General features: G+C 67.8%; 9 protein-coding genes and 1 pseudogene. All 10 read right to left on the bottom strand.

Annotated features, from left to right (window positions below; translation table 11 throughout):
* Positions 1-134: 134 nt before the first annotated feature.
* Positions 135-5,684 (bottom strand): MobF family relaxase, encoded by a 5,550-nt coding sequence (gene mobF, locus NK1_RS29910; RefSeq protein WP_063014129.1) that lies wholly within the window; start codon positions 5,682-5,684, stop codon positions 135-137.
* A gap of 535 nt (positions 5,685-6,219) precedes the next feature.
* On the bottom strand, positions 6,220-7,662 hold the full coding sequence (locus NK1_RS29905; protein ID WP_063014127.1) for a hypothetical protein: 1,443 nt from the start codon (positions 7,660-7,662) through the stop codon (positions 6,220-6,222).
* A gap of 409 nt (positions 7,663-8,071) precedes the next feature.
* Positions 8,072-8,629, bottom strand: a complete 558-nt coding sequence (locus tag NK1_RS29900) for a single-stranded DNA-binding protein (RefSeq protein WP_063014125.1) — start codon at positions 8,627-8,629, stop codon at positions 8,072-8,074.
* 92 nt (positions 8,630-8,721) lie between these two features.
* A complete protein-coding gene (locus NK1_RS29895; protein ID WP_063014123.1) occupies positions 8,722-10,413 on the bottom strand; it encodes a ParB/RepB/Spo0J family partition protein in 1,692 nt (563 codons plus the stop codon).
* A gap of 394 nt (positions 10,414-10,807) precedes the next feature.
* The gene (locus tag NK1_RS29890; protein WP_157104503.1) at positions 10,808-11,848 is read right to left on the bottom strand and encodes a DUF4192 domain-containing protein; all 1,041 of its coding nucleotides are present in this window, start codon (positions 11,846-11,848) and stop codon (positions 10,808-10,810) included.
* Between the two features lie 83 nt (positions 11,849-11,931).
* The gene (locus tag NK1_RS29885; protein ID WP_063014119.1) at positions 11,932-12,519 is read right to left on the bottom strand and encodes a DNA-processing protein DprA; all 588 of its coding nucleotides are present in this window, start codon (positions 12,517-12,519) and stop codon (positions 11,932-11,934) included.
* Positions 12,520-12,815: 296 nt separating this feature from the next.
* Positions 12,816-13,178 (bottom strand): VOC family protein, encoded by a 363-nt coding sequence (locus NK1_RS29880; protein WP_174552765.1) that lies wholly within the window; start codon positions 13,176-13,178, stop codon positions 12,816-12,818.
* Positions 13,179-13,580: 402 nt separating this feature from the next.
* Positions 13,581-13,736, bottom strand: a complete 156-nt coding sequence (locus NK1_RS34810) for a hypothetical protein (protein ID WP_157104502.1) — start codon at positions 13,734-13,736, stop codon at positions 13,581-13,583.
* Between the two features lie 9 nt (positions 13,737-13,745).
* Positions 13,746-14,108, bottom strand: a pseudogene (locus NK1_RS29875) (DNA-processing protein DprA); the annotation flags it as partial.
* A 145-nt stretch (positions 14,109-14,253) separates the two neighbouring features.
* On the bottom strand, positions 14,254-14,505 hold the full coding sequence (locus NK1_RS29870; RefSeq protein WP_063014115.1) for a hypothetical protein: 252 nt from the start codon (positions 14,503-14,505) through the stop codon (positions 14,254-14,256).
* Between the last annotated feature and the right edge of the window lie 448 nt (positions 14,506-14,953).

The raw sequence follows: 14,953 nt of genomic DNA, 5'->3' as shown, positions 1-14,953 counted from the left end.
CGAGTCGATCTGGTTTCATAATTTGCATTGGCCGTCGCCCGAATGCTGCGGCAGTCGTGACGAGTCGGGGCTCTGAAGCTCAGACCGCTTCGATAGTCGGCCGCACTGAAACGTTCGAGGTGGGTCGGGTACTGCTAGAGCTGGGGGCCGTCAGCTTCGGCGGCGGCGCGGGTGCCGAGGCTGGGTTGTTCGGATCTCGACCAATTTTTGGAGTGGTGGGTGTCATGGGCGCGTCGTGTTTCTTCGGCGCCGGCTTGTTCGACTGTGAGGCCGGATCGGCGTGTGAGTTCTGCGTGTAGGTCGGTGAGTTCTTGTTCCAGCCATTCGGTATCGATGGCGGTCGGTGTGTTGGTGGTGCCGGGTGCTGGCCCGTACATGATCGCTTCGTTGTCGGCGAGTTGAACACGCCGTTCGAGTGTGCCGATGGCCTGGGTGAGTTCGGTGTCGGTGAGCATGTGTGTGGGGTTGGACGGGTCGAATCCGCCGTCGAAGTGGATATCGGGTACTGAGCTCTCGTTGTGTGGAGTGTCGGCTGCGAGCAGCATGTCTGCGAACGTTTCGATGGTGGCGCGCTCGTCGGGGTTTCGGGTGTGGCGCCAGTCTTTTCGCAGAAAGCCCAGTGCTGCGGCGGGCGGGTGGTGGTTGGTGATGAATGTGCAGCGGGCGGTGGTGTGGTCGGCGGGGGTGTGGTCGGGGATGCCGGGTTGGTTGTCGTCGCGGCACGTGGTGCAGAGGCCGTCGTCGCAGTGGTCGGGTTGGGTGTCGGTGCGGGCGCGTTCGAGTCCGCATGCCAGGCAGGGGAGGTGGTGGTGGTCGGGGACGGCGTAGCGGTCGTAGTCGATGGTGTGGTCGGCGCCGGCGAGGAAGCTGAGGGTGTCGGCGCGTTCTGGGGCTTCGCGGGTGGGCTGATGTCGGGTGGTGCCGGTGCCTTCGGGGACAGGCATGTGGGTGGGGTCGGTGTCGATGTCGGCGAAGGAGTGGTTGTAGGTGTCGAAGGATGCGCGGCCTCGGTCGGGGCGGCTCGGGCGTCGGTGGGCGGGGTCGATTCGTTCGGTGTGATCGCGTGCTGCGGTGCGCGGGTCGCGTCCGGGTTCGGTGTTGTTGGCGGGTCGGTGGAGGTGGGGGTTGGTGGTGGGGATGGCGGCGAGGATGAGGGCGCGGTGGTCGGGGTAGCGGTCGGCGGCCCAGCGTAGGCGCGCTACCGCGGTGGGATAGGCGCGGGTGATCAGGGTGGTGATGACGCGTCGGAGGATGTCGCGTTCGGTGTCGTCGAAGTCGGTGGTGAGGCGAGTGAAGGCTTGTCGGGCTTCATCCACGCGGCCGGTGGAGACCAGTTCACCGATGGTGTGAACAATGTCGGTCGGCGCGGGACGCGCTGTGTGGTTGTCCAGGTGTGAATCGCGGTGGCCGGGGTCAGGTGAGGGCATGCGGTTCTCGTTTTCGTTTGAGGTGTGGGGGTTTCCGCTGGCGGGTGTCGGGTGGGTGAGTATTTCGATGCGCCAGGCCAGGGCGGTGGCGAGTTGATCGGCGCGCGGTGGTGCCGTGGTGTCGTCGGTGGCGGCGAGGAGCAATTCGTATGCGGTGGCGAGTAGGTCGTGTGGTGTCCAGTCGGCGGTGGCGTTGTCGATAGCGGCGACCAGGCGTGGCCATGCCGGGGCGTCGATGACGTGTTCGGCGATCGCGCGGCCCACGACGTCGTGCAGGTGTGGGGTCCACTCGGGGCGTAAGGGTTGTCCGGTGGGTGTGGCGAGGGCGGAGGGGTCCAGACGTAGGCGGGCCCAGAGGGCGGCCGCGGGCATGTCGTCGGGCAGCGGCCGCTGGTTGGCGGCGTTGGTGAGCAGTGTGTCGGTGTCGAGTCCGGCTGCGGCTGCGGTGTCGAGGTGGTTGGCGAGTACGGGCCACCAGGGGTCGCTGGTGATGCGGGTGTCGAGGCGTTTGGCGAGTGGTTGCCAGGTGTGGGTGGCGGTGTGGAGGTCGCCGAGGGTGTCGGTGACGCGGGTGGCGAGTTGTGTCTGGTGGTCGCGTTCGCGGGTGCGGAAGCGGGTGGGGCCGGTGGGGCGTAGGTCGGTGTCGGGGATGTGCTTGGCGGCGCGCCACACCGCGAGTTGGGCGATGAGTTCCGGGTTGCCGAGAAGGGGCCGCGCCCACACCGGCGCGGTGGCCGCGGTCCATTCGCGGGCATCGGTGGTGATCTGGGTGGCGAGGTCGACCACGATGCGGCGCCGTGCGCGGAGCTGAGCCGTGATCGTCACGTCGGCGAGCTGAGGGGGGAGTCCGTGTAGCCAGGGCAGGGGGCCGGTACCGGTGGAGTGTGCGCCGCTGGGGTCGAGTCGCCAGTCCAACACGGCTGCTGGGTCTTTGGCCGTGTCGAGTTCGCGTTCGTCGATGGCTTCGCGTAGGGCGGTGGCGGGGTCTTGGCCGGTGAGGGCGAGGGTGGCCAGGTGTTGGCGGAGGACGGGGTAGGCGGGTGCGTTGGTGAGGCCGGGCAGCAGTGTTTCGGCGTCGTGGTCGAGGCGGGTGAGGGCGTCGGCGCCGATAATGTGTTCGGTGGCGACGCCGATCGCGTCGAGGTAGACGTCGACGGCGCGACCGAGCCTCCGATGGGGGTCGAGGGCGTCGCGTAGTGCGGTGTGGGCGCTGGTGTGGGTGGTCTCGCGGGCCAGGATGTGTTGGAGGACTTCGACTGCCGTTTGGGGAAGGATGGCGGGTTCGGTCCAGAACGACAGTTCGCTGGCGTCGATGGTGGTGGGGACGTAGAGGTGGTTGGCGTGGATGCCGCGGGTGATCGCGACGTAGAGCTGGTTGCGGGATTCGCTGCCGGTGAGCACGGTGTGGCAGGTGTCGGCGGTGGTTCCTTGCGCGGAATCGATGGTCATCGCATAGCCCAGCCGGACGTGGAGGCCGACGTATTCGGGTGGCAGAACGGTGGCGGCGCCGGGTTTTGCGCCGGGGTGTAAGTGGGTGACGGTGAGGCTGCCGTCGGGGTGGACGGTGTCGATGCGCCATCGGTAACCGTTGCGCACCCAGTCGGTGTCACCGAGTCGCACGTGGCGGTTGTTGCGCCGAGTGCAGATGATGTCGCCGACGGAGGCGGTCAATCCGTCGCCCAATGCCGTCGCCGCAGAGGGGGTTTCGGGGGCTTGGGCGAGGCGATCCGCGCGGGCGCGGCGGTTGAGATCGGTGACGATGTCGTGGGTCGGGGCGAGCATGATGGCTTCGCGTCCGGCGTGGTGGTCGGCGAACCATGCGCCGTATGCTTTGTCGGCGATGGTGGCGGCGCTGCCGGAATGGATGCGCTGGTTGTCGAGGTAGTAGCCGAACCCGGCAGGATCTGCCTCGCGGAGTTGGAGTCCGGCGGTGGCTTCGGCGGTGTCGGCGAAGCGGACCACGTGCGTCAGGGTGATCGTGTCGGGGCTGTGGGTGGTGTCGATTCCGACGCCGCCGGCGTCGATGGCGGGCAGTTGTTTGTCATCGCCGACGCCGCGGACGGTGGCGCCACGGGCGGTGAGGAATTCGAACAGCTGCAGCCGTTTTCGATCCGACAGTTTGACGTGTTCGTCGACGATGACGAGCGTCTGCTCGTCTATTTGGTGGACCCACATCGGTACGGAGGCTGGGAAATCGTGGGTCGTCCGCACCTCGTCGGTGTCGTGGTGTGGCCGGTGTCGGTCGAGGATGTGCAGGAGTCGGTCGACGGTTTCCACGCGTGCGCGGGTGGCTTCGGCGAGGATCGCGGCGGGGGCGGCCTCGGGTGCGAGGCCGAGAACTGTTCCGCCGGACACGCGCCAGGCGTCGACGAGCACCCGCATGGCGGTGGTTTTCCCGGTGCCCGCGGGTGCGGAGGCGACGGCGATGCGGGCGGGGGAGGTGGCGAAGTGGGTGACCATGGCGGTTTGGCCGGCGTTGAGTTTCTTGCCGTGGTTCGCCGGATCGGCGTTGTAGGCGGTGATGGCGGCGGTCACGAACCTCTCGTCGATCGTGCGTGCGCCGGGTTGCACCGAGAGTTCGGCGAGGCGGTGTTCGAGATCGAGTTGGCGCGCGGAAGTGAAGTCCTGTGTGCCGGAGCGTGTGTAGACGCTGGCGCCGTCGCGACGCTGGAACGGTTCGGGCACCGTGGCCAGGGCGGGCTCGGCAGCGATGTCGGGGTCGGTGCGTGCGAGTGAATGCCGGGGCGAGAGCGCTTCGGCGACAACGGCGTCGGCGACCGAAGCCCAGTTGTCGCGGTTGGTGACCGCGCGGATGCGGCGTTCGGTTTCGGCGCGGACGTGGTGGTAGTTCCAGACCGAACGTTGCGTCGATACCACCTGCACGACCGTGCGAGCGATATCGGTAACGGCGGCCTGGTCGGGGCTCGGCCGCGGGTGTGATGGCCGGTTCAGGGTAGTGGCGAGGAGGTGGTGGAGGTGGTTGTGCCCGCTGAGGATGGTGGCGGCGTCGGCATGCCAGTCGCGGCGTTGCTGGGCCCAGGATCGGGACAGGTGTTTGGCTGGCCGGGTTTGCAGGGTCGCGACTTGGGCGAGGTGCCACATTTCCGTCGAGGTGGGTTCACGTCCGAGTTGTTGGTGGAAGTCGACTGTCAGTTCACCCAGGCGGTGGCGGATCGTGGTGTCGCGGCGTGACCAGTGTCGGATCAACGCTATCGGGATGCCGGCGATTTCGCGGATGGGGCGTTTGTTCGGGTCGGTGCCGGGACGTTCGGTGAACTCGACACCGATATCGGCGTGCAGGTGGTGTTCGAGGCGAGTGTTGTAGATCTCGCTGACGGTGACCATGTACTGGTAGATCACCGCCGCGTCGAGGGTGCGCCAGCGGCCATCGCTGCCGCGGACCCGGTTGGCGATGACGACGTGGGTGTGCAGATCCGGGTCCCCGCACCGTGATTCGCGATGGATGAACCGTGCGGCGATGATGCCGTCGACGTCGAGTTGGCGTACCCCGTTGCGGCCCGCGCGAGTGAAGATCCCGTGCTTCTGCAGCCAGTCGAGCGCGTCGTTCACAGCGGCGTCGTGGGCGGCGGCGATCCGGTCGGCGACCGGTTTCGGGGCGATCGCCCACAACGCCGACACGCTCTTGACCGGAGAGAAAGTGATATCGAAACCGGCGACCGCCGCCGATTTCGGGCGCGAGATCTTCGCGACGAACCCCGACAACTCACGATCATCCAACGGCAGCCGCTCATAGGTTTCGGCGAACATCGCGGTCGCCACTTCAGTGCGTAACCGGGCCCGAACCTCATCCGGAATCGCCGCCCGAGGATCGACACCGGCATCGATATTGTGCGCGGCGAATGCCTCCGCGCACCGTTTCCGGAACTCGTTTTCCCCGGAAAAAGTTCGATACGGGTTGCCCAAACGCGTAGCGCGCTCGGCTGTTGCTTTCGCTTCTTCGGCGGTGGCCCCCGAGGCGATTTGGGTAGCGATGATGCGCGCGGCGATCGCTTCGGCGTCGGGGTGCCGGCCCTGACCGAACAGCGCTTTCATCTGCTCTTCGGTGACCTCGTCGCCGGATGACAGGTCCAGGGCGGCCAGTCCATTGCCCCACCACGTGCCGGGCTGCTCACCATGAGAGGAGTAATAGTCGGCCAAAGTTCCCGGCCCGCGGTCGGTCGAGTCGGCAGCAGCGACTTGACGCAGATAATAGCGGTAGCTGTCTCCGGCGAGAATTTTGTGCAGTGTCGCCGTCACATATCCATCACAAGCTCAATGTGCCAGTAATTTCCAGAGGTCGAAGGGAGGTAGTTTGTATCAAAAGTGCGCATTTCGCCAGGTTGTAAGGAAATTCTTATCTTCCGCGATGCAAGAGGTTTGCGGTGGGTGAGTAAATGGGGGTGAGGGGTTATGGGGAGATGGGGATTATGGGGGTTATGGGTGTGAGTGGAATAGGTGGGTGAGTGAGTGTAGAGGTGTGTGGGTGAGAGTGAATGTGGACAGTGGTGCTGGGGCCTGCGGGTTGTCGCAGGCCCCGCGCTGTCGCAGCGAGCGCGACAGCGCCGCGGTCGCGCGGCGGGCCGGGTCAGTCGCGCGGACGCTTGTCGTCGCGCGGCGTGTGGGTGTCGGGGACGGTCATGAGCGGGTGGCCGGAGAGCGCGAGGCCGATGAGCAGTCCGACGAGGAAGATGAGCAGGTCGTGCACGAGAACTCCTTAGGAGAGGATGAGTGGTGGCCGGTCCGTCGCGGGAGGGGTGTCACCGCGACGGACCGGGGATCGAGACTCGCGCGTTTAGGCGGCGACGGTCTGGCGTGTGGGTGGGGTGACGAGGCCGAGCCAGACGCGGCATTCGGTGCAGAACCCGTCGTCGTGGATGGCGCGGATGCGGGTGCACCCTTCGCAGCGGGCCTGGCGTTGCCCGGCACCGGCCACCGGGCCGCGACGGCGCCGCGTCGCGGGAGTCGCCTGTGCCGTACGGGTTTCGGCGGCGGTCTGCGAGTCGGGGGTCTGCTCGATGTGTTCGGGCTGGGGAAGGTGCTCGTCGATGATGGCGGTCAGCCAGCGCGGCGCGCGGCGGCGTGTCTCGGCCAGCAGGGCGGGCGCGGCACCCGGGTAGGTGGTGGTCAGGAAATGGCAGTAGGTGCGGGCGAGGTCTGTGGCTGTGAATCCGGTGGGGAGTTCGGGCAGGCGCGGGGTGCGGTCGTCGCTGCGGCAGGAGTCGCACAGCCCGTCGTCGCTACGCCGCCGTCCAGCGACGGAGTGGATGGGACGCTGGTCGCGGGTGGAGCGTTCGATGAAGCAGGCGACGCAGCGCCACCCCGAGATCGAGGTCATGGCTTCGCGGGTGTAGTCGACGCTGTCGCCGTGGAACGGCAACTGCGGCCGCAGGTCTCCGCGGACACCGGTGCGAGCGTCGGCGTAGGCGAGCGCGTTGTCGTGGGAGACGCGGCGGCTGGGTTCGGCGGTCGCGGCGTCGTGGGTGTGCTGTTCGGCGACGTGGTGCACGAACTCGAGGTCCCACCGCGCCTGTACATCCTCGTCGCTACGCGGCTGCGCGCCCTGCACCCGCAGCGACGGAGAGGGTGTGGGTTCGGCGAGCAGGCCGCGCTCGCGGAACCGTTGCTCGGTGGCGCGAGTGCGGGCGATCTCGCGGGCCATGGTGTCGCGGTGCAGGTCCTCGGCGATGTAGCCGGTGACCACGTCGGGCTCGATGGGCGCGGGTCGGCGCTTGCCGCGCGCGCGGACACGGGCGGTGATCTGTTCGGGCGTCATGCGGGGCTTGTCGGTCGCCCGTGAGGGTGCGAGGTAGACGCGGGCGGGCGGGTTGCGCCACAACCGGATCGAGGTCGGCGCGGTCTCGGCGGCAGTGAGTGGGGCGTAGTCGCGGAAGGCTTCCTCCTCGACGCTACTGCCGTTGGCGCTAGCGCGCTGTTCCAGGATCGCGATCCGCTCCTGGTGCTCGCGCACGTAGAGGCCGGGGTCGCTGTCAGGCAGCAACCGCGCCAGCAGATCCCGCTTCGGTTCGTCGCAGCGGAACGCGGCTTCCAAGCGCAGCAGCGCGGTGTGGAACGGGTAGAGGGTGAAGGTGTCGACCATGGCGTCGAGCACTTCCCGCTCGACGGGGGTGGCGTGGGTGAGTGCGGTGGTGAAGGTCCGGCGCGCGGCGCGGCGGTCGCTGGTGATGCTGTAGTCGAGGTGGGCGATGGCATCGAGGAAGGTGCTGGTTTCGGTCACGAGTTCGTCCTGTCGTCGATCGGGTGATGTGCGAGCACCCGCCAGGGCCCTCACGGCCCCGATGGAACACGCGGGTGTCGGGCTGGTCGTGGTGACCAGCCGAGGGCGCAAGCACCGGGGCGGGAGGCGACGTGCGGGGCAGGGGCGGAACGCGCCGGGGCGTGCGCGCACGAATTCCCGCGCACACCACCGAAACCGGTGATGGAGATTAGGGTCGGCGCGCAGGGGAATTCGTGGGCGCGGGCGCGGGCCGTCACGCGCGGCGCCGCCCGCCCCGGTAGCCCTCGGACGGCTGGTCGCCGCGACCGGCCAGGCGCCCGCCCCGAAACGCAACTCACCCCGCCCAGAACCAGGGGAGGATTCCGGACGCGGTGAGTCGGCACGAGCAGGGTGGAGCGAGGTGATGAGCTCAGAACGGCGGCGCGTCGTCTCCGAAACCTGCGGCGGCCCCAGCCATCACCGGCTCCCGCCACGGATCCTCACCACCGGACGGGGAAGTCACAGGCTGGTCGAATCCTGTGCTGGTGTCCGCGGCGGGGCCGCCGAACCCGTCGCGGTGCGCGGTCACGGCGCGGTCGGTGCGTGGCCCGCCGGATGTGCCGGCGGAGATTCGGGTGACGGTCGCGGTGGCGTAGCGCAGCGAGGGACCGATCTCGTCGACGTCGAGTTCGACGACGGTGCGTTTGTCGCCCTCCCGGGTGGTGAACGAGCGCTGCTTGAGTCTGCCCGTGACGATGACACGCGCTCCCCGCGAGAGGGATTCGGCGAGGTTCTCCGCTGCCTGCCGCCACAGATTGCAGCGCAGGAACAACGGATCGCCGTCTTTCCACTCACCGGCGGTGCGGTCGAAATACCGCGGTGTGGAAGCGACGGTGAAGTTCGCGACCGCCGCGCCGGCCGGAGTGAACCGCAGCTCCGGCGAGTCGGTCAGGTTTCCTATGACGGTCAAGACCGTGTCACCGGCCATGGACGTCCTCCTCAATCATCGGCAACAGATCGGATGGAATGCAGGACCGGCCCTGCCGGGGCATAGCAGGGCCCGGGGCGAAGCAGGGGTAGTTATTTGTCGATGGGGATGTCGTGGTAGTCGATGTCGCCGGCGGCGGCCTGTTCGACGTCGACCAACGCGAAATCGTCGTCGGGGGTGGCGATGTCGGCGAGCAGGTGCAGATACCGGCTAGTTGTCTCCGATCGTGTTCGCCACAGGCTCTTGTCCAGGGTGACTTCCTGGTTGGCCAGCACCGTGCCCAGTGCGAGCACCCAGGCCTGGTTGGTCGAGGCGGCACCGATCACCTTCACCAACTCCTCGGTCGACCAGCCGATGCCGAGCAGCTTGGTCACCAACTGCAACGCCCCCGGCGCCAGATTCCGCGCCAGGTACTCGGCCACGAAATGCGCGGCCTGCACCGGCGGCTTGCTCCGCTGGACATACTTCGACAGGAATTCCTCGCGCCGCTCAGCCGCCGCAACACCACGCTTGTTCAGCTCCCGCACCCGGCGGCGCGCCAACCGTGCTTCTTCCCGCACCGCCGCAGCGTGTTCGGCGGCGGCCAGAGCCTCGTGGGGGTCAGCGGCCGGCGGAACAGGCCGCTGTAGTCCGGTGGTGTCGAGCTGGTCGGCGGGCAGGTGATAGGCCGGGATCCAGCGATCACGCCAGGCGAGCCCGTCCGCGCGGCGCAACCCCTCGCCGGGTTCGGTGCCGGGGTCGTACTGGGTGTCCCAGTCGACGGTGTCGGGATCGACGAGCGCGCCGGTGGCGGTATCGACCAGCTCCCCGTTTTCCTCGACATCGACCCACACCACCCACCGCGCCGGATCGGCGTACACGTCGTCATCGGTGACCGGTTCGCCGTCGGCGCGGGTGAGTTCGGTGGCGGGCAGGTAGGCGTCGTCGGGGCCGGGTTCGTCGGTGAGGATCCCGAATCCGTAGGCGGCGTAGGGGAGTGAGGCGTGGAGGCGGCGGCGGGTTTCGTCGCGATCGGCGGCGATGGCCTTGGCCGTGTAGCTGAAGTTGTAGCGGGAGGTCGTCGTCAGCTTTTCGACGGCGTCGGTGTCGCCGATGTTGTCGTAGTCGGCGATGACGGCGAGCTGGTCGAGACTGTACTGGCCGGCATCGGCCAGCTCGCGTCCGGTCGCCGAACGGCCGACCGCGGCGAGCTTGCGGACCTCGGCGCGTTTGGTCTGTTGCAGTCCTTTCGCCACCCGTGTCGGGGAGGCACCCAGATCGAGCATGAGCGCGACCCCGGCGGCGTAGTCGGCCTGGGTCAACGGGATCCGACGCTCGTTGAGATTGATCTGCGCCATCGTGCGATCGATACGACGCTGCTTCACATCGACGTCGGTGGGTGCGTCGGTGATCCACACCGGAACCCGGGTAAGGCCGACGGCTTGGGCGATCAACACCCGCACCTGACCGTCGAGCACGTGCACCGACCCGTCGGGTTCGCGTTCGGCCAGCACCGGGGCGCCGACACCGAACTCCCGGATCGAGTCGGCTTGTTTCGGATGCTCGGCGACGTTGAAGCCGGTGCGCACATTCTCCGCGATCACCAACTCCCGCGGATCCATATACGCCGCGGTCGCATTCGGCGGAACCTCCAGCTCGGCCCCGCCGGCGGGGTGCGGGTCGCGCTCATTCTCGGCGGGCTCGGCACTGGTGGCGGATTCCGCACCGGTGGCATCACCGAGGGGGGTGGGCGAGGCGGCGGCGGGTTCGATGTCGGGCACGACGGTGAGAGTGGTGGGGCTCAAAGGAGACCTCCTATGAGATGACGAACGGCGCGGGCCCCACCGATATGAATAGCGGTGGGACCGCGCCGATCTGGACGGTGAACCGGAACAGAGGTGGGTCAGGCGGCTGCCTGACTCGAAGTGCGGGTGACGTTGATCGGGTGCAGGCGCAGCACACCGTGCTCGTCGTCGAGATAGGCCCAGTGACGACCGCGCCACCCGGTGTCTCGCCGCGCCAGCGGTCGGCGACAGCGGAATCCATCTCGGCGAGGACGACGGTGGTGCCCGCGGCGCCGCGGTGTTCGAGGTGATCGAATTCCGCGCGGGACAGGGTCGGGACAGAGTTCGCGGACGGCATGAACTGACCTTTCTGATCGGGAACGAAACGAGGAGACGAGAAAAGAGGCGACCTTGGTCAGCGGTGCACATCGATGCCGAGTGCGTCGGCGATGTCGTGTGCGTAGGTGACGACAGCACCGAGTCGGGGTGGGGGTGTGCCGTCTCGCAGTGTGGTGTCGAGGGACCGGGCGAACCGATGCTGTGGGTCGGAGTCCAGGGCTGCGTCCAGCGCGATCGAGGCCAGCGCTCCATCGCCCCGGTGATAGGCCGAGAACGCCAGCAGCGCCGCAGCATGGGCGCGTTCGGGATCGGGCAGGCTGCGGGTGAGCAGCGCCCACAACCGTTCAGCCGCGTCGACACGGGCAGTGCCGGCCAGCCCGAGCATGCAATGGCGCACGGCGGCTGTGCGTAACGCCACCGCGAGCGCGGCCATATCCACCGGAGTCAGCGTCGAACCCGCCGCGAGTGAGTCGACGTGCTCGACCACCGTCGCGACGGTGGCGGTGATCTCGCTGGGCTCGCACTGTGTGCGGATGCCGGTGTCGGCGGGCAGCAGTGCGCGGACCCGGTCGGCCAGCGCCGGGTCGGGCTCGATCAGGCGGGTCAGTTCCTCGCGTGACCGGCGCATCGGATGTCCCGCGGCGACGAACGTGGCGGCAAGCGTGGTCGTGTCGGGGTCGGGCACGACGCCGGACTCGGTGGCACCGGGCAGGCTCCACCACGGCGCGCCTGCTTCGATCACGCGCGTCGCCCACGCCGAGGAGAGAACAACACCGCGTGTGGTGAGGGCTCGGTCGAGGACCTCGAGGGTGTGGGTGTGCCTGCCAGGGGGCGTGGACGCTGGTTGCGCGGTGCTGTCGACGACGAGAACCAATACTGCCGAAGCGTTTTCGTTCGCAGCGACGTCGGCCAGTTGCGTCACGACGGCGTCGAGCCGGCTGTCGCCGATGTGGAGGTCGTGGCGGGCGACGACTTTGACGCAGACCTCGTCGGCGGGAGGGCGGCGTTCGAGGAGCGCCACGACCAATGAATCGACGGGGTAGAAGCCAAGCAGGGCCGGCACGGCGGCGATGAATTCACCCGGGGCGGACATGCGTAGGGTCGTCGGCTGAATCATGAACAATCCCTTCACTGGACAACGAATCGGAGACGGCCGACACAGCTGACTGGGTCGCGGGCAGCAAGGTCGGCGCGTCGCGGTCAGCTCATGAAGTGGTGGATGTCGTGGCCGCTGGTGATCAGGCGCGCGCGGCCGGTGGCGATCAACTCGTGCGGCAGCGCGGTGGTCGCACTGGTCACCGGCCCTGGCACCGCGAACACCGGAACCCGATGGCGCACAGCGTGCGCCGCGATCGTGGCGGGTTCACCGCCTGGTGTGGACTCGATGATCAGCACCGCCCGCGACAGCGCGGCCAACAGGCGAGACTGGGCGCGGCGACGCGCCCGGGTCACCGACGTACCCGGCGGGTATTCGGATACCAACAGTCCGCTGGTGGCGATGGTGGCGAGTAGCCCGGAATGTCCGGGCGGGTGAGCGACGTCGATCCCGGCCGCGAGAACCGCGACCGGATGGCCGTGAGCAGCTAGCGCGACTTTGTGTGCGATCGCGGCGACGCCGTACGCGCTGCCCGCCACGACATTCCGGCCCAGAGTGGTGAGTTCATTGAGGCGATCGACGTCGCGGCGTGCGAAGTCGCCGAGATCGGAACGGGTAAGGAAACCGGTGTGTACGCGTCGGATCCGATCCGCTATCTCGCTGATGGGTTTGGACTGCCACAGCAGGCGCATTTGGTTCTATCGGTGATTTATGACGTCACCGATCGGTGGATGTCAGCGTCGCTGGAGATCGGGAGATGTTCGTGTCGGCGAATTCTGACGTCGTGATCGTGGTGGCGCTGCAAGGATGCGTGTGCTTCATCCTGGACCGTGCAAGTGAAGTCGCCGATGCCCGTCGGTCAATAGTCCGAGCTGTATACCGCGATCCGGCGTGATGTCTGAGCAGGGATCACGGGCAGGGTATTGCAGGCCAAGTACGGAGTGGTTTGGCTCACGCTGCGGGGTGTGGTGGCAGGATCCTCCGGCTGTCAGCCGACGACCAGACAGAACGGGTGACCGGCCGGATCCAGCAGCACCCGCCATTGGTCGCCGCCCGGCTGGTGGTTCGCCCTGACCGCGCCGAACCCCAACGCAAACCTCTCCGCCGCGTCGAGGTCCTCGACCCTGAGGTCTAGGTGCAACTGCTGCGGTGCGTCCTGACCGGGCCACGATGGGGCCCTGTATCCGGTGACCCGTTGGAAGCCCAGGTCGCAACCCGAACCATCGGTCAGAGCCACGAATTCGTCAGCGTCGTAGCCGAGCTGCATGCCTGTCAGCTCTTGGTAAAACCGGGCAAGAGCCCGGGGATCGGCGCAGTCCAGAGTCACGCCTCGCAGTGTGGCTTTCGGCATCGTCTACTCCTCACTCATCGGTGTTCGCGGGCCGCGCGGCGGCCCGCCGCAGGTAGTCATCCAGCCGCAGGTAGTCATCCAACCGCGCTGTCGTGGGTCGGCTCCACTCCTTTTCGGGCGGCGGACAACTCCAAGTCCCGTCCGCGCACACCTGGGTCGCCACGAACCACGCCCCCAGCACACCGGCCGACCCATCGGAGACCAGCAGACAGCAACCACCCCACCCTGCCGGTGACGTCTTTTTCGACCGTCACGATCGCTGAGGCCTGCTCCCACGTGACGTCGAGATTCGCCGACAAACGACGCCGGAATTCACCGGCACAACCACGCGTTCGGTGATCGCTGGTGGTAAGTGTGCGGCGACGATGGTTCGGTCCAGCAGGTCGCAGGTGCTGGTGGCGGTCACGAGGCCGGTCCCGCGCCGAGGTCGGTGACGATGTCGAGCGCGTCGCTTCCGCTGGCGGCCAGGTGCGCGGTGTGCTCGCGCAGCAAGTGGTGGCATCCGGTGGAGGTGGCCGAGTAGATCGGTCCACGGACCGCGGCGATGCGGCGGTGCAATCGTCGCGCCTACGACGCGGTGTCGAGGGTGCTCGAGCCGGCACCGGCCTCACAGATCGCCAGGCCTGTCGAGAGGGCCGCGACGAGTCGATTACGTTCGGAGAAACGGGATTTGGTCGGCGGGGAGCCGGGCGGATACTCGGAAACGATCAGCCCGCCTTCGGCGAGCTGATCGAACAGCGGTGTGTTTCCGGTCGGGTAGGCGCGGTCGATTCCTGTGGCTACGACCGCGATTGTCGGCGCCGACGACAGCAGCGCGGCCTGGTGGGCGGCGGTGTCGATGCCGTACCCGGCGCCACTGAGGACACACCAGCCGCGCTCGGCAAAGTAGGTCGCCATATGGTGGGCGACGTGGATGCCGTAGTCGGAGGCCGCCCGCGCCCCGTCACTGCCACGGGGCGATCAACGGAGACGGTGAGTGCGTGCGGGGCCGCGCCCCACAAGGCGACCGGGGCAGCGATGTCCGCGCGTTCGAGGTCGGCGACCGCGGCCGTCGGCCAATCAAGGTCCTCGGGAGTCAGAAGCAGCGCCTCGACCGCGGCCGCGCGATCGTGATCGGCCACGGCTCCCGCACCGCGGGTGGAATCTGGAACAGCTCGGGAGCGGTGCACAACCGTTCGGCGACCTGCTCGACGTCGATGTCAGCCAGAAGTGCCGACACGGTAAGGGAATTGGTCAACGCGGCGCGAGCAGCGACGGCCCACGCAAACCGCCGCTGCGCGCTCAACGGCGCGAAGCGTTCGTCGCAGGCAGGGGCGGAAGCGGACACGGCAATCTCCTGAGAGAAGAATTGGGGGAGTCGATCAGCGCAGCGGGGGCGGCGACCACGCAGCGCCGAAGCAAGCGGGTGTGCCGGAAAGCCGGACGAGCCCTCTGCCACGATGGTGCATGACACCGGGACAGCGCATCGGTGTTCGCAGTGGATGGCGCAGGCGAAAACTGGCCACTACCAGCCGATTGAGTCCGCCGCCTCGGGGCGCGGGTCGCGTGGGAGAAGAACGGGCGTGTCCGGAGGGGTTGGACTGGGCCCGTTCTCGCACCCTTCGCCCTGCAACGGTGTGTAAACGCACCGTGATGATGACGGGGCTCATCGGGGTAGGGGATGGTGCGAGCCACCTGTGTATCCCCTCGATCCCCCCGATCCCATCGCGAAGTCTAGACCTCACCGTTCGGCTGCGGCAGTGGTGAGCGGACTCCGACCACGACTGTTCGTGTCG

The sequence above is a fragment of the Nocardia kruczakiae NBRC 101016 genome, assembly GCF_001612965.1.
GTDB lineage: Bacteria > Actinomycetota > Actinomycetes > Mycobacteriales > Mycobacteriaceae > Nocardia > Nocardia kruczakiae.
This window is presented reverse-complemented; position numbering and strand designations above follow the sequence as displayed.